We start from the raw sequence: 24,154 nt of genomic DNA on the forward strand, positions 1-24,154 counted from the left end.
ATTTTTTCTATTTTTTTCGGTGATGAGTTTTTCACAAGCAGAAATTACTGTAATTTTAAAAGATGCTGATACAGATTTACCAATTGAAGATGCAGTAATTACTGTTCTTAGAACAAATCAAGGTTTAATTAGTAATTCTGAAGGAGTTTTTCAATTGAGTTTGACAAGACCTTCATTAATTGAAATTTCACATACTTCTTACAAAAAACTCCAAGTCAAATCTAATACATTAATTGAAGATGGAGTTAACATCATAACACTCGAAAAAGAAACTGAATTACTACAAGAAGTTATTTTAACTGACAGACATCCACAAGATATTTTAAAAGATCTGATTAAAAATTCAATCAAAAAAATAACAGTTCCGGCTAACTTACGTGTTTATACAAGAGAATTTTTTAAAAGAGATAACAAGTATGCTTTTTATAATGATGGATTAATAAATTTTCAAATTTTAGGTGATAAGAGAACCATTAAGACTGATATTTTAGTAGAACAAAATAGAACCATTGGTCTTGTTGACGAATTTGATAAAGATTTACTAGGTTATAACCTCAATAACTTGATGGAGAATTATTATCAGTTTAAATATTTAGATGAAATTTTGGATTCAAAAGCTAAAAAACGTTACGACTTTCAATTATTGACTTATCCTCAAAACAAAAATTATTTACTTTTAAGAGTCAAGCCCTACACAACAGTTGAGGGTTATATGTCAGAGTACTCAATTTTATATGATAATAAGAAAAAAATAATTCTAGAAGTATCCTCCTTTCTTCCAGAAAACAGAGCAGAGAAAACTTCGAAAATATTAGATTTCAAAAATAGAAAAATTTACAAATCTAATTTTAGAACTACTTATAGAGTTGAAACTAAAGACTATTATTTAGCCAATTCCAAAGAAGAAATTGGATTTATAACCGAAAAAAATAAAAAAGAGATAAAATTTGAAATCAGTAATTATCTAATCACAACCGAGTTTAGAACCAATATTTTTAAATATCAAGATGCTGAAATTTTTAAAGACAAAACACTTCTTAATAAAACGGATAGTATTCTAACCGAATTTTGGGATATTGATACTGGAGTTTTGTTAACCGAAACCGAAAAAGATATTATAAATAACTTGAGAAAGTAGCTTTACATTTTCTATATTTGCACTCTTATTTAAAATTTCAAGATGAAAGCAGGAATTGTAGGATTACCAAACGTAGGAAAGTCAACCTTATTTAATTGTTTGTCAAACGCAAAAGCGCAAAGTGCAAACTTTCCTTTTTGTACCATAGAACCAAATATTGGAGTAGTAAACGTACCAGATCCAAGAATTAATAGACTAGAAGAATTAGTTAAACCAGAACGTGTGCAAATGGCAACCGTTGATATCGTTGATATTGCAGGTTTAGTTAAAGGAGCAAGTAAAGGTGAAGGTTTAGGAAATCAATTCTTAGGAAATATTAGAGAATGTAACGCTATTATTCACGTGTTACGTTGTTTTGATAACGATAACATTATTCACGTTGATGGAAATGTAAACCCTATTCGCGATAAAGAAACGATTGACATAGAGTTGCAATTAAAAGATTTGGAAACAGTTGAAAAACGTTTAGAAAAAACAAATCGTGCAGCCAAAACTGGAAATAAAGAAGCGCAAACTGAAAAAGCCTTACTAGATAGAATCAGAGAAGCCTTGTTACAAGCAAAATCAGCAAGAACAGTTGTTCCTCAAAATGCAGATGAAGAAGCTTTAATGGAGGATTTTCAATTAATTACTTTAAAACCTGTTTTATATGTTTGTAATGTAGATGAAGAATCTGCAGTGAAAGGAAATGCATATGTAGAACAAGTTAGAGAATTAGTAAAAGACGAAAATGCAGAAGTAATTATCCTTTCAGTAGGAGCAGAAGCAGATATTACAGAATTAGAAAGTTACGAAGAACGTCAAGTATTTTTAGAAGATATGGGATTGACTGAACCAGGTTCAGCCGTTTTAATTCGTGCTGCTTACAAATTATTAAACTTACAAACCTACTTTACAGCTGGTGTAAAAGAAGTAAGAGCTTGGACAATTCAAGTAGGAGATACAGCGCCACAAGCTGCTGGAGTTATTCACACTGATTTTGAAAAAGGATTCATACGTGCAGAAGTTATTGCTTTTGAAGACTTTTCAACGTTTGGAACAGAAGCTAAAGTAAAAGAAGCTGGAAAACTAAGAGTAGAAGGAAAAGAATATATCGTTAAAGATGGTGATGTGATGCATTTCCGTTTTAATGTTTAGTTCATAGAAAATAGAACAAAGAGAATAGAAAATAGAAAAACCTGTAATTTGATTGCAGGTTTTTTTTGGTTTTAAATACTTTAAAAATGATAAACTATTCGTAATGTTTTTAATCAATATTATTTAATGCAATTAAATTTCGGAATGCTGCACCAGTTCTAGTTAATTTATATTCTTGCTTATCATTTCTAAAAATAAAACCTGAATCAAGTAGTTCTGAAATTATTATTTTTCTAAACCCTTCTTGAAAATTAATAATAAGATTATCATTAGAGGATAGGTTTTTTAATACTTGAATTTCATGATTATTCAATTTGTTTAATAAACTTGACATTTCTTTTTTTATATCTTTAGAGTTGTTAGTTTCAAAAATAAGTTGATAAACCTCAAATCCTAGTTCAGTGTATTTACTACCAAATTCAGCTTGCCTTGATAAGCCTAGATTTTTGTAATATTTAATTGTTTCTTCATCAAGTTTTATAGATAAAGCGAAACCGTCAAAGTAATTATAAAACTCTTCTAATTTATTAGAATTTTGTAGATAATTAAATGTTTCGAAAGCTTTTTCTGAAAATGAAATTTCTGGATTATTTTTTGAATGGTTATTTTTTTCTATTTCATTTTTTAATACATCATTCAATTTTTTAACTTCAGTCGAGTTTAATTCACGTTCAGAATTAATTGATTCTTGTAATGTTTGTTTTTCTATTTCCAAACTTGAAATAGAATCTTGTAATAATTCAATTGTTTTGGTTCCTGATTTTCTACTTTGAATTTCAAATTCTTTGGTAGCTATTGTTATTTGTTCATCAAGACTAATTATTTGTTCATCATGTCTAATCCGTCTTCTATCTTTTTTTGATTTTACAAGTGCTATATCTACTAATAACATAAAATATGGAACTCCAAATGCAATTATAATTGTAATAAGTAAAGGCCATAAAAGGGCACCCCATGAGCAATATAATGAGTTTGTTACAATTATTTTATCTTCTATAGATGCTTTGGAAAACATTAAAAATAATAAAGGACGCCAATTAAATAATATAAAGGATATTGAGTATGTTCCTAGAATTGGATTTTTTAATCTGTCACGAGAAGCTTCTAATAAACCTTTAAAAAATTCTATCATAAATGTGTTTTTTACTTTTATAATTACTCACAATTCATATATAAAAAATAATAAAGTTTTTGATTTATAATAATCTGTAAGTTAATACTTCAAATATAATAAAATTTCCCTTCAAAAAACTATTCTCTATTTTCTTTATTCTATTCTCTATCTTCTCATCCAAAATTGTGAATAACATTCTTAATATCTTCTAATTCCAATCCTTTCAATTTTCTACTAATTACAGTATATTAGCCTAAATTCTCAAACACTTTATGTCAGATCAAATTCAGTATAACGAAGACAATATACGTTCACTCGATTGGAAAGAGCATATTCGTATGCGTCCAGGTATGTATATTGGAAAATTAGGTGATGGTTCTTCTCCAGATGATGGTATTTATATCTTGATTAAAGAGGTTATTGACAACTGTATCGATGAATTCGTAATGGGTGCAGGAAAAACCATTGAAGTAACCATTAAAGATAAAATGGTAACGGTTCGCGATTATGGCCGAGGAATTCCTTTAGGAAAAGTAGTTGATGTAGTTTCTAAAATGAATACGGGTGGAAAATACGATTCCAAAGCCTTTAAAAAATCAGTAGGTTTAAATGGTGTCGGAACAAAAGCCGTGAATGCTTTATCGAATTACTTTAGGGTAGAATCCGTAAGAGATAACCAACAAAAAGCAGCTGAATTTTCTGCAGGAAATCTTATCTTAGAAGAAGATGTTCAAGAGTCAACTAAACGAAAAGGTACAAAAGTATCTTTCGTAGCCGATGAAGCCATTTTTAAAAATTATAAGTTTCGTAATGAGTACATCATTAAGATGCTTAAAAACTACTGTTATCTTAACCGTGGTTTAGCTATTTATTTTAATGGTGAAAAATATTTTTCTGAACATGGACTAAAAGACTTGTTAGAAGAAAACATAGCTGATGAAGATATGGTGTATCCAATCATTCACTTAGAAGGTGAAGATATCGAAATTGCTGTCACACATAGTAAATCACAATATTCAGAAGAATACCATTCTTTCGTAAACGGACAAAACACTACACAAGGAGGAACACATTTAAGTTCTTTTAGAGAAGCTATTGTTCGAAGTATAAAAGAATTCTATAACAAACCTTTTGAGGCTTCAGATATTCGTAAATCAATCGTTTCTGCAATTGCAGTTAAAGTTGAAGAACCTGTTTTTGAAAGTCAGACAAAAACCAAATTAGGTTCAACAGATATTGGTCCAAACGGTCCAACAGTAAGGACTTTTATTAATGATTTCATCAAAGTTAAGTTTGATAATTATTTGCATAAAAATCCGGAAGTTGCAGATGCTTTACTACGTAAGATTCTTCAAGCAGAAAGAGAACGTAAAGAATTATCAGGAATTCGTAAGTTGGCAAAAGACAGAGCTAAGAAATCGAATCTTCACAATAAAAAATTACGTGATTGTAGAGTGCATTTAATGGATGCCAAAAACCCAAGAAGTTTAGAAAGTACACTTTTTATCACTGAGGGAGATTCTGCATCGGGTTCGATTACCAAAAGTCGTGATGTAAATACACAAGCGGTTTTTAGTTTACGTGGAAAGCCTTTGAATTCGTATGGAATGTCAAAAAAGATTGTATATGAAAACGAAGAATTCAATTTATTGCAAGCTGCTTTAAATATCGAAGAATCGATGGAAGATTTGCGTTACAACAATATTGTAATAGCAACCGATGCCGATGTCGATGGAATGCACATTAGATTGTTATTAATTACGTTCTTCTTACAATTCTTTCCAGAGTTGATTAAAGACGGACATTTATATATTTTACAAACACCTTTATTCAGAGTTAGAAATAAAAAAGAAACCATTTATTGCTACAGCGATGAAGAAAAGAAAGCAGCCATTGAAAAGTTAAAACCAAAACCAGAAATAACTCGATTTAAAGGTTTGGGAGAGATTTCACCCGATGAGTTTAAATTTTTTATTGGGGAAGATATTAGGTTAGATCCAGTAATGTTAGATAAAGCAACATCAATTGAAACGTTACTTGAATTCTATATGGGGAAAAATACACCAGACCGACAAGAGTTTATCATAAACAATTTGAAGGTTGAATTGGATGTGATTGAAAAAGATTAGTGTTCAGTGTTCAGTTTTAAGTGAGCAGTAATTTTTGAATTAAGATATTAAGATACTGAAAATAATTCAGCATAAAAATGAAAGACGAAGAAGAAGATAACATCATTCCAAACGAAGACGAAAATTTAGATAATCAGGATAATTCCAACAATGAGGAAGGTTTTGATGATATTCATGTTTCATCAGGACATAATTTCTATGAAAACAATGAAGATCCGGAAGAAACGATTACGAAAGTAACCGGAATGTATAAGGATTGGTTCTTAGATTATGCTTCGTATGTAATTCTAGAACGTGCTGTTCCAGCCATTGAAGATGGTTTTAAACCTGTACAACGTAGAATTATGCACTCTATGAAAGAGTTAGATGATGGTCGTTACAATAAAGTAGCGAATATCGTTGGGCACACTATGCAGTATCATCCTCATGGAGATGCAAGTATTGGTGATGCTATGGTGCAAATCGGTCAGAAGGAATTGATTATTGACATGCAAGGTAACTGGGGAAATATCCTTACAGGTGACAGTGCAGCAGCTTCTCGTTATATTGAAGCTCGAATTTCTAAACTAGGTCACGATATTTTATTCTCTCCAAAAATTACAGAATGGGGAACTTCTTATGATGGACGTAGAGCTGAGCCTGTAAATTTACCAGTTAAGTTTCCTTTGCTTTTAGCTCAAGGAGCAGAAGGAATTGCTGTAGGTTTATCCACAAAAGTTTTACCTCATAATTTTGTGGAATTAATAGATTCGTCTATAAAAATATTAAAAGGAAAACCTTTTACATTATATCCTGATTTTCCAACCGCTGGAATTGCTGATGTTTCTAATTATAACGATGGACTTCGTGGAGGAAGAGTGCGTGTTCGTGCCAAAATATCTCAATTAGATAAGCAAACCTTAGTCATTACTCAAATTCCGTTTTCTACAAATACTTCGACTTTGATTGATAGTATCTTGAAAGCAAATGATAAAGGAAAAATAAAAGTTAAGAAGATTGAAGATAATACAGCTGCTGAGGTTGAAATTTTAATCCACTTAACTCCAGGAATTTCACCAGATAAAATGATTGATGCTTTGTATGCTTTTACAGCATGTGAATCTTCAATTGCTCCTTTAGGATGTGTTATTGGAGATAATAAGCCAATGTTTATTGGAGTTTCTGAAATGTTGAAAATTTCTACTAACAGAACAGTTCAATTGCTTAAACGCGAATTAGAAATTCAGTTAGACGAATTGGAGAATAAATGGCATTTCTCTACTTTAGAAAAAATCTTCATTCGTGAAGAAATGTATATTGATTTCAAATTGTATTCAGATAGAGAAACTTTAAATGAATACTTATATAAGAGTTTTGAGCCTTTCAAAAAAGATTTCGTTAGAGAAATTAATGATGATGATTTGCAGAAATTAACGCAAATTCCAATGATTCGTATCACACGTTTTGATTCTGATAAAGCTGATGACGTTATTTCGAAGTTAGAAGCTGAAATGGAACGCGTTAAGCATGATTTAGATACTATAATTGACTATACAATAGCTTTTTTCCAAATGTTGAAAGATAAATATGGTAAAGGTAAAGAACGTCAAACAGAACTAAGAAGTTTTGAAAATATTGAAGCTACAAAAGTGGTTTTAAGAAATACAAAACTTTACGTGAATAAGGAAGAAGGTTTTTTAGGAACAGGTTTAAAGAAAGACGAATATGTAGCTGATTGTTCCGATATTGATGATGTTATTGTGTTTTTGCGTGATGGCCGAATGGTGATTACCAAAGTTGATGACAAGAAGTTTATTGGAAAAGACATTATTCATATTGCTATTTTTGATAAAAATGATAAACGTACGATTTACAATGTAATTTATCGTGACGGAAAAAACGGTGCTTCTTTTGTTAAGCGATTCAATGTTTCGAGTATAACTCGTGATAAAGAATATCATTTATCACAAGAAAAACCAGGTTCACAAATTTTATATTTTTCTGCTAATCCAAATGGTGAAGCAGAAACAATTACGATACTTTTACGCCAAGTAGGTAGTGTTAAAAAACTGAAATGGGATTTAGACTTTACAGATATTTTAATCAAAGGAAGAAGTTCAAAAGGAAATACTGTTACCAAATATCCAATTAAAAAAATTGAATTAAAAGAGAAAGGAATTTCAACACTTAGACCAAGAAAAGTCTGGTTTGACGATACGGTTCAAAGATTAAACGTTGACGGAAGAGGTGAGTTGTTAGGTGAATTTAGACCAAATGATAGATTGTTAATTATTAATCAATCAGGTAAATTAAAAACTATAATTCCAGAATTAACAACGCATTTTGATTCAGATATGATTGTAATGGAAAAATGGAATCCAAACAAACCAATTTCTGCTATTTATTATGATGGTGAAAAAGAGCGTTATTACATAAAACGTTTCTTAGTTGAAAATGAAAATAAGGAAGAAATATTCATTTCAGAACACGAAAAATCACAATTAGAAATTGTTTCAACAGATTGGAAGCCAATGGCTGAGGTTGTTTTTGCAAAAGTAAAAGGAGAACAAAAAGAAACTTTACAAGTTAATATCGAAGACTTTATTGCTTTAAAAGGTATTAAAGCTCAAGGAAACCAATTGACGACTGATAAAATTAAGCAAATCAATCTTTTAGAATCTTTACCTTACGAAGAACCAGAGCCAGAAATCCCTGAAGAAATTGAAGTTGAAGATGAAAATAACGTTTCTGAAGATATAAAAACTGATTTAGAAGATGATGGTCAAATTACACTATCACTTGATTAAAGGGACATTGAATTGTTAATAAAGCATGCTTAAAATGTTAATAAATGACATGTAATTCATTGTCTTATTGGGTGTTAATGTTTTTAAATTAATTAATTTTACTCACAATTAAGTACAATTTTTTAAATCTAAATATCATGAAAGATCTAAAACTTAAATGTATTGTTTTTTTTATTATTACTTTTTTTAGCACTTTAACTATAAATGCACAAGATGCTAAATTACAAAAGGAGATAATTAATAAATTAAATGAAGTTCATAAACCAACTTTTAAAACACGTGATTCTTTGGCGTCAATTTATAAAGTTATTTATGAAAAAATAAGTTATACTTCAGATACTGTTATTAAAAATAATTTATTAAAAAAAATTGAAGAACTTGAAATTCTTTCTGACAGAAATGCTGATAAAGAATTAGATAATGAATTTGGTTTTATAAGACAATTTCCTTCTAATCAAATATCTTTAGATGTCTTACACTATAAAGTAACAAAACGTGAAGCAACTGATAAATATGAAGCTTTTAATGCATTATATAATGCATTAGCATTTAACCTACAAAATAGTTCAAAAGGTCTGCAATTAAAAGAACAATTAGTTAATTTTAAAAACAGCAATATTGGTAGTGATGCTCCTGATTTTGTTGTTAAAGATATTAGAAATACAACTTTGAGTTTAGCTTCATTTAAGAATAATAAATATGTCTTATTAACTTTTGGAAATACTACTTCACAGTCTTGTATTGATGAGAATGTTTATTTAAAAGAAGTTTTTCAAAAATACAATCAAAATGGGTTAGAGGTAATAAATGTTGCTATTGATGATAATATGGAGGTTTTAAGAAAGTCAATTGAAGTACAAAAAATTGAGGTGTTTAAAAATATTCCTTTAATTTCAAATGAAGTACCTTTATTAGAAAATTATTTTGTTTATTCAATTCCACAAAAAATTCTAATAGATAAAAATGGAGTAATCATTGGTAGATGGCGTGGCTCAAACAATACTACTAAAAAAGAACTCAATTTAGTTTTAAGTAATTTATTTAAAGTTGTGGCAAGTTCTAATACTGTTCACTAAAATAACAATAACTAAAAATAAAAAAAAGCTTCTCAATTACGAGAAGCTTTTTTTTGTTTTATTTTTTCTTTCTCATATTCATATTTATAAACTCAACTGCTAATGAGAAAGCAATTGCAAAATATAAATATCCTTTTGGAACTGCACCAACATGTTGACCAGCTAATTCAGCGTTTGATAAGTGCATACTTTCAGTAATTAACATAAAACCAATTAAGATTAAGAATGCTAATCCTAAAATTTGAATAGATGGGTTTTTATTGACAAAATTCCCAACAGGAACTGCAAAAAGCATCATTACTCCAACTGAAATAACAACAGCTGTAATCATAATAATTAAAGCACCTTCAAGACCATTTGTCATTCCAACTGCAGTTAAAATACTGTCAACAGAAAATATTAAGTCAATCATTAAAATTTGAGTAATAACACTGCTAAATGTTGCAGAACCAGAAGTTTTTAATTCTTCTTCTTCTTCACCTTTATGATCTACCTTTTCATGAATTTCTTTGGTACTTTTATAAATTAAAAATAATCCACCAAGTAATAATATTAATGCTTGACCGGTTATTTCAGCAGAGAACCATCCAAAGTCAAAGCTAAACCAAGGAGCTTTCATGGCAATTAATAAAGTTATACCAAATAAAAGTGCAATTCGTAGAAACATTGCCAAAAACAAACCAATTTGTGTGGCTTTTTTTCTTTTTTCTTCTGGTAATTTTCCTGTTACAATTGAGATAAAAATAATATTATCTATTCCTAATATGATTTCTAAAAAAGTTAAGGTTAATAATGCAATCCATGCATCAGGATTTAAAAAAACTTCCATTAATTTTAGTTTAAGTTAGTATTGATTTAATCTAATTTGTAAACGATTCCTTTTTGTTTTATAGCTTCACCCACGAAATTGTATTCAAAAGTATATGATTTTTTTGAAGTAGTCAATATTTTTACTTGAAGTGCTTTTTTTTCTGCCATATTTTTAGGCTTACTATTTTTAATAATGTACTCACAGTCGTTTGTCCATCGTATTTCATAAGAGTCAGTTATACCTTCAAAAGTTTCTATTTGTATGGAATCATTTCGTTCAAAAGTAGAAACTAATTTTTTTCCATCAACTTCTATTTCCGATTTGAATTTACCTGTTTTAAAATCTTTGCAATTACGCTCTTGATTGTAACAAGACGTAAGAAGAAGAAAAAGTAAACTGTATAATGTGAATTGTAAATTGTATTTCATAATTGTTTTTTTATTTCTGAAAATCTAAAATCAGAAAATCTGAATATCTTTTTTATTGTAATTTTTTCAACTCATCGTCTGTAAAATGCTTGTTACTTTTTTCTTGAGCAAATTTTTCAGCATTATAACTAATAGATTTATTTTTTGGAATAGTTAAGCTTGTCCATTCCTCTTTTTTTAGCATTTTAGCATAAAAAACGATTTGCCCAATATGATATGGATAATGAGCTAATTGTCTGTTAATTGCATCTAGAGCAGTTTGACCTTCATTTCTGATATATATTATTTGCGAAAGTTGTTCGGGTTTCAAATCTTCAATTGCTTTGAAAAAACATTCCCAACCTTTATTCCAAATGTTTAATAAATCTTCTTTTGAATTAATCGTGTTTTCAAATTCACTATCACGATTTCTCCATTCTTTTTCTCCGTCAGTAGTAAAAAAATCTGTCCAGCGAGAAAGCATATTTCCAGCCATGTGTTTTACTATAGTTGCAATTGAATTAGTATCTTCGTTAACCGAAACAAAAAGTTGCTCTTCTTCTAATTGATCCATTGCTTTTTCTGCAACCGTTTTGTAATAAAGCATTTGCTTTTTTACACTAATCAAATATATATTACTTATCTCCATCAAATATTCCTTTTACAATTGTAGTAACTCCTTTGAAAATTAAAAAAATGGCTATTCCACAGAATAGGATTCCAACTACTAAGACGACTTCGTAATATGGGTTTTCTTGATTTTTAAAAGCACTATTTATAACAACTGGGCCAATAAATAGTAGAGGTAAGGCTCCTGATAAATATTTTATTCCTTTTGCTAATATTTTTTTGTTTGTTGACATAATTATTAATATTTTCGAATTGGTGGAGGTGGAGGTGGAATTCTATCTAAATAAGTTTTGGTTATTATTAAACTATAGCTTAATTGATTTATTTCTGACAATTCTTCTTCATTTAACTCACAAATATTTTTATTAAATTTTTCTTTCGCTTTGGTTTGATAATATAGTTGATATGCTTCTTTAATCTGAATTAATACATATTCAATTGTTTGTAATGAAGATGTTCTTTCCCATTCCAAAGATAAATTAAATCTGTCATAATAATTTTGACTTAATAATAAATTATAGATTGTGTTTTTTACTTTTTCTTTTTCAATCAGTTGTTCTTCAAGTAGTAATTGGTTATTTCTATTAATAAATATAACTTTAGTATGAAAACCACAATAAAAATATTTTTCCATTCTTAAAACGCTCATTCCAATAAATTGATCATTGGAAAGTTTTATTTTAAATTTTAATAATTTATCAGAAATATCATAATTATATTGATTATCAATATCTTCAATTAGTTTTTCTTTATTTTGTTTTAAGTTTAGATTTATTTCTTTTAAAGTATCATTAATGCCAAGTAATTCTCTCTCATTATTACAATATTTAAAAGTTTTATTTTGAAAAATAAGAAAACTACAAACAGAAAGCAAAATAGCTATCGCAATAAAAAAAGTAATTTTAAGATTTGTTATTCTTCTTTTAATCATTTAATTGATTCAAGGTTTAAAATTTTCAACAGCTTTTCTAACACTTCCATATTTCTTAAGCAAAATTGAAGCTAATTTATAATCCACATCAATTTCAGCCATAATCATTTTTACGCCTCTATCCACAAGTTTATTATTACTCAGCTGCATATCAACCATCTTGTTTCCTTTGACTTTTCCTAGTTGAATCATAGCTGAAGTAGAAATCATATTCAAAACTAATTTTTGAGCTGTTCCTGCTTTCATTCTACTACTTCCTGTCACAAATTCTGGTCCAACAATAACTTCTATAGGGAATTTAGCCACTTTCGATAGCGGACTTCCTTCATTACAAGTAATACAAGCTGTTGTGATGTTGTTTTCGTTACATTTTTCTAAACCACCAATTACATATGGAGTTGTTCCAGAAGCTGCAATTCCGACTACAACATCTTTATCAGTAATCATGCATTCGTTTAGATCATTCCAGGCTTGTTCTGTATCATCTTCGGCGTTTTCAACAGCTCTTCTGATGGCTACATCACTTCCAGCAATTAATCCGATTACCATATCAAATGGAACTCCAAATGTTGGAGGACATTCAGACGCATCTAAAATTCCCAATCGTCCAGAAGTTCCTGCACCAATATAGAATAAGCGACCACCTTGTTTCATGTTAGCAACCACTTTTTCGACTAATTTTTCAATTTGTGGCAAGGCTTTTTCAACCGCTAAAGGAACCGTTTTGTCTTCGTTATTTATATTGGAAAGCAATTCTGAAACTGACATTTTTTCTAAATGTTCGTATTTGGATGCTTGTTCAGTTGTTTTTGTAAAATTCATTTCTGTAAGTTAAAAAGTTTAGAGAAATATTAATTAGTCATTCGTTTTTTAATTTTTTTGGCTAAAATTTTTAATGTTTTTGAGGTTGTTTCCATATCATTACTATATGAAAATCCCCAAATAATAGGATTTCCTGAATTTAAATCAACTATACTATATCTAAAACGCTTATATTTTAAATCAATAAAATCTTTTTGATAATCATAATCAAGTACTATCGAATATATTGAATTTATATTTTTTATATTAAATGCTTTTTCAATGTCTTTATTAATTATACTGTTTGGGTCGGCTGTTCTATTTTCAATTGCATTTTTAGCATTTTTAAATGGAACAATATATATGTTTTCATCTGTTAAAAACTCTTCTAAATTTCTAACGGTTCCAATTTTATCTTCACCATTAGCAATACAAAATGTTGATTCATTATTCAAAATAATACTATGATCAACATTTTTAAGAGTCATCCTAGAACATGAACAAAATATGAAAACACAAAGTAATAATTTTAAATTATTTTTCATAATCTTTATACAAATACAGCCAAAGTAATTCCTAAAACAATAGCAATTAATTTAGCCAAATTAAATTTATGTCCTTCGCTACTTTCAAAAATTATTGTAGATGAAATATGAAATAAAATACCAATTACAACTCCTGAAATTTGAGTGTAATAATCAGTTAAGAAATTCAAATTAGATGAAATAAATGTTCCCAAAGGTGTCATAAATGCAAAAATCAACATAAAAAATAGAATTGCTTTTTTATTTAGTTCAGCATTAATAAAAAATAAAGTCAAAATTATCGCAATGGGGAAGTGGTGAATCGCAATTCCGTAAGCTAATTCGTTATGTTGGCTAATTGGCATTCCTTCTAATAAAGCGTGCAAACACAAACTAAAAAACAGTAACCAAGGAATTGTATTCATTTTATCATGACCATGAACATGACCGTGTTCAGCACCTTTTGAAAAATATTCCAAAATAATTTGAAACACAATTCCAATCATAATGAAAATTCCAATTACGCTTGTTCCGTGAGAATGACCTTCATGATTGTGACCTTCATGTAAGCGAGCTTCTGCTTCATAAACTTCAGGCAACAAATGCATTACAGTTAAGGATAACAAGAAAGCACCACTAAAAGCTAAAAGTAACTTTAAGTTTTTTTTGTTTTTTGGTTGTATAAAATTAGCAATTAAATAACCTAAAATAACTGATAATAAAGGGAATATATAAATAGAATAGTTCATTATTTAAAAATCATAATTAAACGTTCTGACTTGTTTTTGTAAAAAGGTTGTAATTTGTAATTTCCAAAAATATCTAGTAAATATATTTCAGCTTCTTCCATCATACGTTCAAAATCGGCTAAACGTAAAGCTTGAACTTTTTCTGTATAATGAAATTTTTCACCATTATCTTCAAAATCAATTTCCTTATAAATATGATTGTCTTTAACATATCTTTTAATGTGAAAATCAATATTTTCAACCGTTTTTACTTCTTCTGGAACTAAATTTTCGATTACAAAATCAACATTCATAAAGTCAATACACGCAAAACCATATTCGGTTAAACTGTGTTTTATAGCTTTTAAAGTTGTTAAATTATCAGCATCACTTTCAAAATAACCAAAACTGGTAAATAAATTGAAAATAGCATCATATTTACTATCACAAACATCACGCATATCGTGTACTTTGAAATGTAATTTGTCATTTTCAGATTTTGAAGCTTCAATAATGCTGTTTTCAGATAAATCAGCACCAGTTACATCATAACCCAAAGAATTTAAATAAACGGAATGACGTCCTTTTCCACAAGCTAAATCTAATATTTTGGCTTCTTCAGGTAAATTTAAGTAATGGGTTAAATTATCCATGAAAACTTGCGCTTCATTGTAATCTCTATCTTTATATAAAATATGGTAATACTTGGTGTCAAACCATGAAGCAAACCAATTTTCTTCTTTTTTATTCGTATTTGTTGACATTAATTCTTTTTCCATTGGATTCATCTTGCAAAATTAGTGTATTTTTGCAGAACTTATTCCAAATTTAAGTGTGATGTATGTGATTTATGATTTTTTTGGGATTTGAAATTTAATAATACTATCAATAGTAATAAAAAGATACTGAAATCCTGAAATGAATTCAGGACAAGTAAATTCAGCATAAAATGGAAGAAAATTTTAAAATGGTTGCCAAAACCTTATTTGGTTTTGAAGAACTATTACAAAAAGAATTAACGCAATTAGGTGCTCAAAACGTAAAAGTAGGAACACGAGTCGTGACTTTTTATGGTGATAAAGGATTTATGTATAAAGCAAATTTAGCTTTGCGTACAGCTTTAAAAGTCCTAAAACCAATTAATGAATTCAAGGCTTTTAATGATAAATCTTTGTACGATGGAATTCAACGTATTGATTGGAGTAAATACTTAAGCGAACACCAAACGTTTGTTATTGAAACGACTTTGCATTCAGATCATTTCAATCACAGTCAATTTGTGGCTTTGAAATCAAAAGATGCTATTGTGGATCAATTTAGAGATAAAACAGGAACTCGTCCTGATATTGACAAAGATTTTCCAGATGTTAAAATTCATGTACATATTGATAGAGATTTGGTTACGGTTTCTTTAGATACTTCAGGAGAATCTTTACACCGTAGAGGTTATAAAACGGCTACAAATATTGCACCAATAAACGAAGTTTTAGCAGCAGGAATGTTGTTGTTATCTGGTTGGGATGGAACTTCTCATTTTATTGATCCAATGTGTGGAAGTGGAACTATTTTGGCTGAAGCTGCTATGATTGCTTGTAATATTCCAGCAAATATTAACAGAAAAGAATTTGCTTTTGAAAAATGGAGCGATTGGGATAGTGAGTTATTTGATAAAATTTTAGAATCATTATTAAAGAAAACACGTGATTTTCATTACACGATTACTGGATATGATAAAGCTCCAAGTGCTGTGATGAAAGCTAAAGATAATATCAAAAACGCTAATTTAGATGAGTTTGTAAAAATTAGAGAAGCTAACTTCTTTGAAACAGAAAAGCAAACAGAAGGACCATTACACATGGTTTTTAATCCACCTTATGGAGAACGTTTGAATATTGAAATGGAACGTTTTTATAGAGAAATTGGTGATACTTTAAAGAACAACTATTCTAACACAAATGCTTGGTTAATTACTGCCAATTTAGAAGGATTGAAGTTTGTAGGATTAAGACCTTCAAGAAAAATTAAGTTATTTAATGGGAAATTGGAAGCTCGTTTTGTAAAATACGAAATGTACGCTGGAAGTAAAAGAACTAAGTTTCAAACAAACGATTTGGAATAAGGATTTTCAGATTTCAGATTTTTAGACAGCCTTTTAACCTATTAAACATATAACCTTTTAACCTTAAAAAACAATGAGCAAAAAGACAAAAGCATTTTTATTTAATCTTTTAGGTTTTACATTTTTTTATATCATTTCCTATTTTGTAGTAATGACATTTGGTGTTTTACAAGGACTTTGGATTGCAGCAACTAGTTTTGTGATTTCAACACTTTTAGCACCAAAATTTCAAACGGTAAAAACAAATGAAGGAGAAAAGTTATTTATGAAATGGATTTTTTTAAAGGATTTAAGAGAGATTAAATAGAAAACTTACCATTTAGAAATTAAGAATGAAATATTGTCTTTCATCTTTCAATGAAGTGGTCTATTCTCTTTTCTACTTCTTATTCTTCTTATAAATAGGAATCATATAACTAACCGTATAATTGAATCCAGTTCCAAATTTTCCATCATAAGTTCTATTGAAACCAGGAATGTATAAATTGTCGAAATTATCTGGTTTTTTGTTGGAAACTAAATAGTTAAGTCTTAACGAAAACCCAACGTATAAATTATTAAAAACTTCTGCTTTTAAACCTCCGACAATCTCTATCCAACTGGCATTTAAACCATCAAATTTTTCACCAGAGTCAAGAGTTGTTAAGCCATAGTAATTTGTTGAATCATAAATAGAGTAGGTGTTTAACGTTTGATTAAAAGTACTTACACCATAACGCATTCCTACAAAAATCATGTTTTCCATATCCAACCAATTTTCGTAAGAATTGTAATCAAATCCTACCTTAAAATAAGTTCCTTTTGTAGTGAAGTTGAATCTGTCATCATCTGAAGTTCTTTCTTCATTTCCTAATTCTCCAGCAAGATAAAACTTTTGCGAAATTCTATAATCTCCAATAAACTCAAGTCCTTGATAATCTTTATCATAGAGCGATTTTGTTAATCGATGTAGGTCAACACCAACACGAACACCATATTTTTCTTTTATGGTGTCATTTTTTACTTGAGAAAATCCAATCAATGAAAAACACAAGCAAACTAAACTAAAAATATATTTTGACATGTGTTTCATCTTCGTTGTTAATATTTGGTTGAACTATTTCAAAGCTTGAAATCCAATTAGTTGTCGGAATTACAAGTCCATCTGTATCGTTTAAAATAAAGGTTGTTTTATAACCACAAGCACGAGAAATATAAGTTTCAATTCGACTGTAATTAAAAGTAATTACATCAGAAATATCATTTGTAGCATCATCATCACTTCCGTTTAAAACAAAATTAATAGTAGTTGTATCTTGATTTGTTCTTAACGGAACAGTAATTGTACTCACAGCGTTAAAAGCAAAACCTTCAGTTAATGAAGTTTCTACAATCCCAAGATTCGTTACGTTTTTTAATTCGGTTTGATTGGCATTATCATAAAACTCAATAATAAGCTTAGGAGTTGTTGGCGTGTCTTCCGAACAAATGTCATCTTTTTCGCAATTCCAAAACGAAACGGCTAAAAGCAACATTAGAGATGTGATTATATATTTTTTCATATTCAAGTTATCTGAATTATCGTCTTTCCAAAAGTACAACATTTTCTACATGATGTGTTTGTGGAAACATATCAACAGGTCTAACTCGTGTAACTTTATATTGCTCGTCCATCAAAGCTAAATCTCTAGCTTGAGTAGCACTGTTACAACTTACATAAACCACTTTTTCAGGAGCAATTTTTAGAATTTGAGCTACAACATCTTTGTGCATTCCATCTCTTGGTGGATCAGTAATAATAACATCAGGTTGACCATGTTGAGCGATAAAATCATCATTAAAGACATTTTTCATGTCTCCAACATAGAACTCACAATTTGTTATATTATTACGTTCAGCATTAGCTTTAGCATCTAAAATTGCTTCTGGTACAGCTTCAACACCGATTACTTTTTTTGCATTTTTTGAAACGAATTGAGCAATTGTACCTGTTCCTGTGTATAAATCATAAACTAGTTCGTTTCCTGTTAAACCAGCAAATTCTCTAGTGATTTTATATAATTCATAAGCTTGTTCTGAATTCGTTTGATAGAAAGATTTAGCATTTATACTAAAATGTAAGCCTTCCATTTCTTCTAAAATATATTCGCGACCTTTAAATAATTTTACATCTTGATCGTAAATAGTATCGTTAGGCTTGCTATTAATTACATATAATAAAGAAGTAATTGTTGGGAATGTTTCAGACAAATGATTCATCATTAAATCACGATTTACTTTATCGTCTTCAAAAAACTGAATCAAAACCATGATTTCTCCAGTTGAAGCTGTTCTAATCATTAAAGTTCGTAATAAACCTTCATGATTTCTTGGGTTGAAAAAAGTCATGTTGTTTGCATTAGCAAAACTTCTAACTTCGTTACGAATAGCGTTTGAAGGATCTTCTTGTAAGTGACATTTTTCAATATCTAAAATCTTATCCCACATTCTTGGAATATGAAATCCTAGAGCATTTTTATTATCAAATTCAACTCCAGATTCAATTTCTTCATTGGTCATCCAACGTGAATCTGAAAATCCGAATTCCATTTTATTTCTATAGAAAAATTGTTTTTCTGAACCTAAAATTGCTTCGAATTCAGGTAATTCAATTTTACCAATACGTTTCAAATTATTAAAAACTTCCTGATTTTTATAGAAAAGTTGTTGGCTGTATTTCATGTTTTGCCATTTGCAACCACCACAAACACCAAAATGTTGGCATTCTGGTTCAGTTCTATGTTCAGAATATTTATGAATTTTTATAGCTTTTCCTTCAAAATAAGCTTTTCTCTTTTTTAAAGTTTGCACATCAACAACATCACCTGGTACAACATTAGGTAAAAATATTACTTGACCTTCTGGTGCTTTTGCTACCGAAACTCCTTTTGCACCTGCATCAAGAACTTCTACATTTTCGAAAATTACTTTTTCTGTACGTTTTTTTCCCATGGTGCAAAAATAGAAGATTTTTTTTTGATTTTCGGATTTTCAGATAATGGATTTTCAGATTTAAGATATTAGACAACAAATCGTTCTATTTTAACGTTTATTATCCGAAAATCTATTGTCCGAAAATCTGAAATCTATTTTCTGAACATCCAATATCCGAATATCCAAAATTTTATGTATTTTTACCAACCAAACACAACACTACATTATGGGTCAAAAAATATTGCTCACTGCAAAGGAAGTCAATATCATACTGCATCGTTTGGCTTGTCAGTTAATTGAAAATCATCTCGATTTTTCAAATACAATCCTTATTGGAATTCAACCAAGAGGTACATTTTTAGCCAATAGATTAGCTTCAATATTAAAAGAAGATTACCAAATCAAAGATTTAAAAGTTGGTTTTTTAGACATTACTTTTTTTAGAGATGACTTTAGAAGAGGCGAAAAACCGCTTGAAGCCAATAGAACCGAAATTAATTTTATAGTTGAAGATAAAAAAATTGTCTTTATTGATGATGTACTTTATACTGGTAGAAGTATTCGTTCGGCTTTAACAGCTATTCAATCTTTTGGACGACCAGCAGAAATAGAACTTTTAACTTTAATTGACAGACGTTTTAGTCGTCATTTACCTATTCAGCCCGATTATAGAGGAAGACAAGTAGATGCGATTAACAATGAAAAAGTAGTAGTAAATTGGCAAGAAAACGATGGAGAAGATGCCGTTTATTTAGAACGAAAATAGAACAAAGAAGAAAGAGAAAAGACAACACACAACAACAAAATAAATGAAAGAACTATCAGTAAATCATTTACTAGGCATAAAATACATTAATAAAAACGATATTGATTTAATTTTTGAAACGGCAGATCATTTCAAAGAAGTCATAAATCGTCCTATTAAAAAAGTACCTTCATTACGAGATATTACTATTGCTAATATCTTTTTTGAAAACAGTACAAGAACCAAATTATCCTTCGAATTAGCTCAAAAAAGACTTTCTGCAGATGTGATTAATTTTTCATCTTCTCAATCTTCGGTTAAAAAAGGTGAAACGTTAATTGATACTGTAAACAACATTTTATCTATGAAAGTAGATTTAGTTGTTATGCGACACAGTAATCCTGGTGCAGCTCACTTCTTAGCCAATAATGTTAACGCAAGTATCATAAATGCTGGAGACGGTGCTCACGAACATCCAACGCAAGCTTTATTAGACAGTTATACAATTCGTGAAAAATTAGGTGAAGTTGCTGGTAAAAAAGTAGTGATTGTTGGTGATATTTTACACTCAAGAGTAGCTTTGTCTAACATTTATGCTTTACAAATGCAAGGAGCTGAAGTTAAGGTTTGTGGACCAAATACATTAATTCCAAAATACATTGAATCTCTTGGTGTTACAGTTGAACCCAACTTAAGAAAAGCATTAGAGTGGTGTGATGTAGCGAATATGTTACGCGTTCAAAACGAACGTTTGGATGTAAATTATTTTCCATCAACACGCGAATATGCTCAACAATATGGTTTGGATAAAACGTTATTAGATTCACTAAATAAAGAAATCGTAATCATGCATCCTGGACCAATCAATAGAGGAGTTGAGATTTCATCAGATGTAGCAGATTCTAGTCAGTCAGTAATATTAAATCAAGTTGAAAATGGAGTAGCAGTTCGAATGGCTGTTATTTATCTTTTGGCTAGTAAGATTAAACAATAATATATAATAATTCAGAAATTTCTGAATTCTAATTTCTAAATTCTGACTTTAACATGAAAGTAGAACAAAAAGGACATATATCTATAATTAAAGATACTCAAGGAAGTTTTTTAAATTTTATTGAAAAGTTAACAGCTCAATTCAATACATATAAAGAACAAAATCTAATTTTAGATGTTACTATGGATAAAAATCTAACTATTCAAGATTTTAAACTAGTTAAAGATTTAGCCAAAAAACATAAAAAAGAGAAAAAAACTTTAGTTTTCGTTGCAGAAAATATCGATTTTAATAAAATTCCAGATTATTTATTAGTTGTCCCAACAGTTTTGGAAGCACACGATATAATCGAAATGGAAGAAATTGAACGCGATTTGGGATTTTAAAAAACATTAAAATGACAAACAAAGCTAAAATATTTTTATACGCTTTTCTACTAATGCTTTTTAGTCTTTCGTTAGCATTGCATATTATAAATGGTTTCAAATCTGGAGATTTTGAATATATTAGAATACTAATTTCAGCTTTTGCTGTAGGATTAGCATTATACCAAATTATTATATTAAGCAAATTAGAAAACAAAAAATAAATTGAAAATTCACATTTTAGGCTGCTACGCTGCTACACCAAGAACTTTTACTAATCCAACATCACAAGTTTTAGAACTAAAAAATCAACTCTTTTTGATAGATTGTGGAGAAGGTACTCAAGTACAGTTACGCAAGCAAAAAATTAAATTTTCACGAATTAATCACATCTTCATTTCGCATTTACACGGTGATCATTTTTATGGATTAATCGGATTGATTTCAACGTTTACCTTATTAAATAGAGAAAACGATTTACACGTCTACGGACCAGTTGGCATTAAAGAAATTATTCTGTTACAACTAAAAATTTCCAATTCTTACACTGGTTACAATTTATACTTTCATGAATTAAGTTCAACCGAAAGCGAAGTCATTTTTGAAGATGAAAAAGTGCTAGTCAAAACGATTCCCCTAAAACATAGAGTTTATACTAATGGATATTTGTTCAAAGAAAAAAATATCAAACGAAAGTTAAACATTGAAGCTGTAGAAAATTACAATATTGATACTTGTTATTACCAAAAAATTCAGTTCGGTGGTGATGTTACTCTAGAAGACGGAAGAACAATTCCAAATACTGAACTTTCTTTTAAACCCGATTACGAAAAGAGCTATGCTTTTTGCAGCGACACAGTTTATAACGAAGATATTTTACCCATAATCAAAGATGTAGATGTTTTGTATCATGAAAGTACATTTCTTGAATCAGAAGCGCATTTGGCAGAAAGAACAATGCACACAACGGCAAAACAAGCTGCAGAGATTGCAAAAAAAGCGAATGTAAAAAACCTTATCATGGGACATTATTCGACTCGTTACGGCAATATTGAGTTGTTTAAAGAAGAAGCTCAGCCCATTTTTGAGAACATCCATTTAGCTGATGACGGAAAAAGTTTTGAGTTTTAAACATTTTTGTTTTTTGTCATTCTGAACTTGATTCAGAATCTTTTTTTTTGAAGCGAAACTTTCGGCTTTATCTAGCAACCATTTTCCTGCTGTCCATTCTATCTTTTTTTTTCAAAAAAAGGATGCCATTCCCATCAGGGCTATTTAACTTTTGTTAGGCATACTTATAAAGTTTATTCTTCGTAAATTTGTAGTATCAAACATTAGGTTAACCATGAAAGATTTAGGAGACTACAGAAAATCATACGAAAAAAGTGAATTGTTAGAAAATTCAATTCCAGAAGATCCAATCAATTTATTTCACAAATGGTTTCACGAAGTTGAAGCAATGGATTCTGCCAGTGAAGTTAATGCTATGACAGTTTCCACAATCGGATTAGATAAATTTCCAAAAAGTAGAGTAGTACTACTTAAAAAATTTAACGAAGAAGGTTTTATTTTTTATACCAATTACGATTCAGAAAAAGGAAAAGCAGTACTACAAAACCCAAATGTATGTTTATCTTTTTTTTGGCCAGCTGCAGAACGTCAAGTTATCATAAAAGGAATTGCTGAAAAAACACCAGACTTAATTTCAGATAATTACTTTGACTCAAGACCAGACGGAAGTAAATTAGGAGCAATAGTTTCTCCACAGAGTAATGTAATTCCAAACAGAGAATTTTTAGAGAACAAATTAAAAGAACTCGAAAATTCTTTTGAAGGAAAAGAAATACCAAGGCCAGAAAATTGGGGAGGCTTTTTAGTTAAACCCATTTCAGTAGAATTCTGGCAAGGTCGTCCAAACCGACTGCATGATAGAATTATTTATACTGTTTTAGATGATTTGTCATGGAAAATTCAAAGATTGGCTCCATAATAAGGTTTTACCGTAAAGGTTTTACTGTTTTGATGCATATGTGTTAATAGTAGTTTTTTGATTGTTTTTATTTTCTAATTTAGTCAAACAAAACAAATCAAATATTAACATGATTTAAAAGTCAGCCCTTAACTTTTAAATTTTATTAAATCTTAACCTACTATGAACACAAATTTTTTAAAAATAATAACAGTTGTAGCAACTGTTTTATTTACAATGGCATCTTGTTCTTCACCAGAGGAAGCTTCAATTGAATCGGTAGAAGTTATTCAGTTTTATGATTACAGTGAAGTTGAAGATGAAACTTTAGATTTAATTAATAAATATAGGGACTCAGTTGGATTTAATAAATTGGAAAAAATTAACCATATTTCTTATATTTCTTCAGGGCATACAGAAGTGATGGTTCAAACTAATATTATTGGACATGCTAATTTTGCAGAAAGACAATCAAACTTGCACAGTGCGCTTGGTGCTTTAAAAGTTGGTGAGAATGTTGCTTTTAATTATAGCTCGCCAAAATCTGCTATTCGTGCATGGATAAAAAGCGAAAATCATAAAGCTAATTTAGATGGAGATTATACGCATTTCGGAATCTCAATAAGAGAAAATGAAGCTGGACAAAAATTCTATACCAACATCTTTATTAAAAAATAACTATATATAACTAGTCACATAAAAAAAACCATCTCGTTTTCGAGATGGTTTTATTATGTTTTATCGTGATTTAATTATATTACATTTCTAAGATAATAAATTCACTTCTTCTATTCTTTT

The 24,154-nt window shown here is 29.3% G+C and carries 27 protein-coding genes; 14 read left to right on the forward strand and 13 right to left on the reverse strand.

The window, feature by feature from the left end:
- Positions 1–22 precede the first annotated feature (22 nt).
- A complete protein-coding gene (locus tag AAC008_RS08115; protein WP_339888638.1) occupies positions 23–1,138 on the forward strand; it encodes a hypothetical protein in 1,116 nt (371 codons plus the stop codon).
- Between the two features lie 42 nt (positions 1,139–1,180).
- On the forward strand, positions 1,181–2,275 hold the full coding sequence (gene ychF, locus AAC008_RS08120; protein WP_339888640.1) for a redox-regulated ATPase YchF: 1,095 nt from the start codon (positions 1,181–1,183) through the stop codon (positions 2,273–2,275).
- Positions 2,276–2,384: 109 nt separating this feature from the next.
- Here the strand turns inward: ychF and AAC008_RS08125 are convergent, their stop codons facing one another.
- Positions 2,385–3,407, reverse strand: coding sequence for a hypothetical protein (locus AAC008_RS08125; RefSeq protein WP_339888642.1), 1,023 nt, complete (start codon positions 3,405–3,407; stop codon positions 2,385–2,387).
- Positions 3,408–3,661: 254 nt separating this feature from the next.
- On the opposite strand from AAC008_RS08125, the gene AAC008_RS08130 reads away from it, so the two are divergent.
- The 3 genes from AAC008_RS08130 to AAC008_RS08140 all read left to right on the forward strand — a co-directional run bounded on the left by AAC008_RS08130 (position 3,662) and on the right by AAC008_RS08140 (position 9,380).
- A complete protein-coding gene (locus AAC008_RS08130; protein WP_339888644.1) occupies positions 3,662–5,518 on the forward strand; it encodes a DNA topoisomerase IV subunit B in 1,857 nt (618 codons plus the stop codon).
- Positions 5,519–5,595: 77 nt separating this feature from the next.
- Positions 5,596–8,304 (forward strand): DNA gyrase/topoisomerase IV subunit A, encoded by a 2,709-nt coding sequence (locus AAC008_RS08135; RefSeq protein ID WP_339888645.1) that lies wholly within the window; start codon positions 5,596–5,598, stop codon positions 8,302–8,304.
- 137 nt (positions 8,305–8,441) lie between these two features.
- Entirely contained in the window at positions 8,442–9,380 is a 939-nt protein-coding gene (locus AAC008_RS08140; protein ID WP_339888647.1) for a TlpA disulfide reductase family protein, read from the forward strand.
- Between the two features lie 58 nt (positions 9,381–9,438).
- On the opposite strand, the gene AAC008_RS08145 is transcribed toward AAC008_RS08140, so the two are convergent.
- The 9 genes from AAC008_RS08145 to AAC008_RS08185 are packed head-to-tail and all read right to left on the reverse strand — an operon-like array spanning position 9,439 to position 14,991.
- On the reverse strand, positions 9,439–10,209 hold the full coding sequence (locus AAC008_RS08145; RefSeq protein WP_339888648.1) for a TerC family protein: 771 nt from the start codon (positions 10,207–10,209) through the stop codon (positions 9,439–9,441).
- 26 nt (positions 10,210–10,235) lie between these two features.
- Positions 10,236–10,619, reverse strand: a complete 384-nt coding sequence (locus AAC008_RS08150) for a DNA topoisomerase IV (protein ID WP_339888649.1) — start codon at positions 10,617–10,619, stop codon at positions 10,236–10,238.
- A 52-nt stretch (positions 10,620–10,671) separates the two neighbouring features.
- A complete protein-coding gene (locus AAC008_RS08155) occupies positions 10,672–11,247 on the reverse strand; it encodes a DUF1572 family protein (RefSeq protein WP_339888650.1) in 576 nt (191 codons plus the stop codon).
- Entirely contained in the window at positions 11,234–11,461 is a 228-nt protein-coding gene (locus AAC008_RS08160) for a DUF6095 family protein (RefSeq protein WP_339888651.1), read from the reverse strand. The genes AAC008_RS08155 and AAC008_RS08160 overlap by 14 nt, the downstream gene beginning before the upstream one ends.
- A 5-nt stretch (positions 11,462–11,466) precedes the next feature.
- The gene (locus AAC008_RS08165) at positions 11,467–12,159 is read right to left on the reverse strand and encodes a hypothetical protein (protein WP_339888652.1); all 693 of its coding nucleotides are present in this window, start codon (positions 12,157–12,159) and stop codon (positions 11,467–11,469) included.
- A 9-nt stretch (positions 12,160–12,168) separates the two neighbouring features.
- Entirely contained in the window at positions 12,169–12,981 is an 813-nt protein-coding gene (gene murQ, locus AAC008_RS08170) for an N-acetylmuramic acid 6-phosphate etherase (protein WP_339888653.1), read from the reverse strand.
- Positions 12,982–13,010: 29 nt separating this feature from the next.
- Complete coding sequence (locus AAC008_RS08175; RefSeq protein WP_339888655.1) at positions 13,011–13,505, reverse strand: hypothetical protein; 495 nt, start codon at positions 13,503–13,505, stop codon at positions 13,011–13,013.
- A 5-nt stretch (positions 13,506–13,510) separates the two neighbouring features.
- Complete coding sequence (locus tag AAC008_RS08180; protein WP_339888657.1) at positions 13,511–14,233, reverse strand: ZIP family metal transporter; 723 nt, start codon at positions 14,231–14,233, stop codon at positions 13,511–13,513.
- On the reverse strand, positions 14,233–14,991 hold the full coding sequence (locus AAC008_RS08185; protein ID WP_339888658.1) for a class I SAM-dependent methyltransferase: 759 nt from the start codon (positions 14,989–14,991) through the stop codon (positions 14,233–14,235). The genes AAC008_RS08180 and AAC008_RS08185 overlap by 1 nt, the downstream gene beginning before the upstream one ends.
- Positions 14,992–15,161: 170 nt before the next feature.
- On the opposite strand from AAC008_RS08185, the gene AAC008_RS08190 reads away from it, so the two are divergent.
- Positions 15,162–16,331: a THUMP domain-containing protein gene (locus AAC008_RS08190; RefSeq protein ID WP_339888659.1), complete on the forward strand. Its 1,170-nt coding sequence runs from the start codon at positions 15,162–15,164 to the stop codon at positions 16,329–16,331.
- 73 nt (positions 16,332–16,404) lie between these two features.
- Positions 16,405–16,638, forward strand: coding sequence for a hypothetical protein (locus AAC008_RS08195; RefSeq protein ID WP_339888660.1), 234 nt, complete (start codon positions 16,405–16,407; stop codon positions 16,636–16,638).
- Positions 16,639–16,710: 72 nt separating this feature from the next.
- Here AAC008_RS08195 and AAC008_RS08200 read toward each other — a convergent pair whose 3' ends face one another.
- From AAC008_RS08200 to rlmD, 3 genes are read right to left on the reverse strand one after another with little or no spacing between them, the layout of a single operon-like run.
- Positions 16,711–17,394: a DUF6048 family protein gene (locus AAC008_RS08200; RefSeq protein ID WP_339888661.1), complete on the reverse strand. Its 684-nt coding sequence runs from the start codon at positions 17,392–17,394 to the stop codon at positions 16,711–16,713.
- Complete coding sequence (locus tag AAC008_RS08205) at positions 17,375–17,872, reverse strand: DUF6452 family protein (RefSeq protein ID WP_339888663.1); 498 nt, start codon at positions 17,870–17,872, stop codon at positions 17,375–17,377. The genes AAC008_RS08200 and AAC008_RS08205 overlap by 20 nt, the downstream gene beginning before the upstream one ends.
- 16 nt (positions 17,873–17,888) lie before the next feature.
- The gene (gene rlmD / locus AAC008_RS08210; protein WP_339888665.1) at positions 17,889–19,301 is read right to left on the reverse strand and encodes a 23S rRNA (uracil(1939)-C(5))-methyltransferase RlmD; all 1,413 of its coding nucleotides are present in this window, start codon (positions 19,299–19,301) and stop codon (positions 17,889–17,891) included.
- Between the two features lie 208 nt (positions 19,302–19,509).
- Between rlmD and pyrR the strand changes: the two genes are divergently transcribed.
- From pyrR to AAC008_RS08245, 7 genes are all read left to right on the forward strand, one after another.
- A complete protein-coding gene (gene pyrR / locus AAC008_RS08215) occupies positions 19,510–20,049 on the forward strand; it encodes a bifunctional pyr operon transcriptional regulator/uracil phosphoribosyltransferase PyrR (RefSeq protein ID WP_339888666.1) in 540 nt (179 codons plus the stop codon).
- Between the two features lie 43 nt (positions 20,050–20,092).
- Complete coding sequence (locus tag AAC008_RS08220; protein ID WP_339888668.1) at positions 20,093–21,022, forward strand: aspartate carbamoyltransferase catalytic subunit; 930 nt, start codon at positions 20,093–20,095, stop codon at positions 21,020–21,022.
- Positions 21,023–21,075: 53 nt separating this feature from the next.
- Positions 21,076–21,408, forward strand: coding sequence for a ribonuclease Z (locus tag AAC008_RS08225; protein WP_339888669.1), 333 nt, complete (start codon positions 21,076–21,078; stop codon positions 21,406–21,408).
- Between the two features lie 11 nt (positions 21,409–21,419).
- Complete coding sequence (locus tag AAC008_RS08230; protein ID WP_339888671.1) at positions 21,420–21,611, forward strand: hypothetical protein; 192 nt, start codon at positions 21,420–21,422, stop codon at positions 21,609–21,611.
- 1 nt (position 21,612) lies between these two features.
- On the forward strand, positions 21,613–22,518 hold the full coding sequence (locus tag AAC008_RS08235) for a ribonuclease Z (protein ID WP_339888672.1): 906 nt from the start codon (positions 21,613–21,615) through the stop codon (positions 22,516–22,518).
- A gap of 214 nt (positions 22,519–22,732) precedes the next feature.
- A complete protein-coding gene (gene pdxH, locus AAC008_RS08240; RefSeq protein ID WP_339888673.1) occupies positions 22,733–23,377 on the forward strand; it encodes a pyridoxamine 5'-phosphate oxidase in 645 nt (214 codons plus the stop codon).
- Positions 23,378–23,539: 162 nt separating this feature from the next.
- Positions 23,540–24,034: a CAP domain-containing protein gene (locus AAC008_RS08245; RefSeq protein ID WP_339888675.1), complete on the forward strand. Its 495-nt coding sequence runs from the start codon at positions 23,540–23,542 to the stop codon at positions 24,032–24,034.
- Positions 24,035–24,154: the final 120 nt, after the last annotated feature.

Source organism: uncultured Flavobacterium sp., assembly GCF_963975515.1.
Taxonomy (GTDB): domain Bacteria; phylum Bacteroidota; class Bacteroidia; order Flavobacteriales; family Flavobacteriaceae; genus Flavobacterium.

Coding starts and splice junctions, on each gene's coding strand:
- AAC008_RS08195 (WP_339888660.1), top strand. CDS start 16,405: ATGAGCAAAAAGACAAAAGCATTTTTATTTAATCTTTTAGGTTTTACA.
- AAC008_RS08150 (WP_339888649.1), bottom strand. CDS start 10,619: ATGAAATACAATTTACAATTCACATTATACAGTTTACTTTTTCTTCTT.
- pyrR (WP_339888666.1), top strand. CDS start 19,510: ATGGGTCAAAAAATATTGCTCACTGCAAAGGAAGTCAATATCATACTG.
- AAC008_RS08140 (WP_339888647.1), top strand. CDS start 8,442: ATGAAAGATCTAAAACTTAAATGTATTGTTTTTTTTATTATTACTTTT.
- AAC008_RS08165 (WP_339888652.1), bottom strand. CDS start 12,159: ATGATTAAAAGAAGAATAACAAATCTTAAAATTACTTTTTTTATTGCG.
- AAC008_RS08130 (WP_339888644.1), top strand. CDS start 3,662: ATGTCAGATCAAATTCAGTATAACGAAGACAATATACGTTCACTCGAT.
- AAC008_RS08230 (WP_339888671.1), top strand. CDS start 21,420: ATGACAAACAAAGCTAAAATATTTTTATACGCTTTTCTACTAATGCTT.
- rlmD (WP_339888665.1), bottom strand. CDS start 19,301: ATGGGAAAAAAACGTACAGAAAAAGTAATTTTCGAAAATGTAGAAGTT.
- AAC008_RS08205 (WP_339888663.1), bottom strand. CDS start 17,872: ATGAAAAAATATATAATCACATCTCTAATGTTGCTTTTAGCCGTTTCG.
- AAC008_RS08200 (WP_339888661.1), bottom strand. CDS start 17,394: ATGTCAAAATATATTTTTAGTTTAGTTTGCTTGTGTTTTTCATTGATT.
- AAC008_RS08180 (WP_339888657.1), bottom strand. CDS start 14,233: ATGAACTATTCTATTTATATATTCCCTTTATTATCAGTTATTTTAGGT.
- AAC008_RS08115 (WP_339888638.1), top strand. CDS start 23: ATGAGTTTTTCACAAGCAGAAATTACTGTAATTTTAAAAGATGCTGAT.
- pdxH (WP_339888673.1), top strand. CDS start 22,733: ATGAAAGATTTAGGAGACTACAGAAAATCATACGAAAAAAGTGAATTG.
- AAC008_RS08185 (WP_339888658.1), bottom strand. CDS start 14,991: ATGGAAAAAGAATTAATGTCAACAAATACGAATAAAAAAGAAGAAAAT.
- AAC008_RS08160 (WP_339888651.1), bottom strand. CDS start 11,461: ATGTCAACAAACAAAAAAATATTAGCAAAAGGAATAAAATATTTATCA.
- AAC008_RS08145 (WP_339888648.1), bottom strand. CDS start 10,209: ATGGAAGTTTTTTTAAATCCTGATGCATGGATTGCATTATTAACCTTA.
- AAC008_RS08155 (WP_339888650.1), bottom strand. CDS start 11,247: ATGGAGATAAGTAATATATATTTGATTAGTGTAAAAAAGCAAATGCTT.
- AAC008_RS08135 (WP_339888645.1), top strand. CDS start 5,596: ATGAAAGACGAAGAAGAAGATAACATCATTCCAAACGAAGACGAAAAT.
- AAC008_RS08175 (WP_339888655.1), bottom strand. CDS start 13,505: ATGAAAAATAATTTAAAATTATTACTTTGTGTTTTCATATTTTGTTCA.
- AAC008_RS08220 (WP_339888668.1), top strand. CDS start 20,093: ATGAAAGAACTATCAGTAAATCATTTACTAGGCATAAAATACATTAAT.
- AAC008_RS08245 (WP_339888675.1), top strand. CDS start 23,540: ATGAACACAAATTTTTTAAAAATAATAACAGTTGTAGCAACTGTTTTA.
- AAC008_RS08225 (WP_339888669.1), top strand. CDS start 21,076: ATGAAAGTAGAACAAAAAGGACATATATCTATAATTAAAGATACTCAA.
- ychF (WP_339888640.1), top strand. CDS start 1,181: ATGAAAGCAGGAATTGTAGGATTACCAAACGTAGGAAAGTCAACCTTA.
- AAC008_RS08125 (WP_339888642.1), bottom strand. CDS start 3,407: ATGATAGAATTTTTTAAAGGTTTATTAGAAGCTTCTCGTGACAGATTA.
- AAC008_RS08190 (WP_339888659.1), top strand. CDS start 15,162: ATGGAAGAAAATTTTAAAATGGTTGCCAAAACCTTATTTGGTTTTGAA.
- murQ (WP_339888653.1), bottom strand. CDS start 12,981: ATGAATTTTACAAAAACAACTGAACAAGCATCCAAATACGAACATTTA.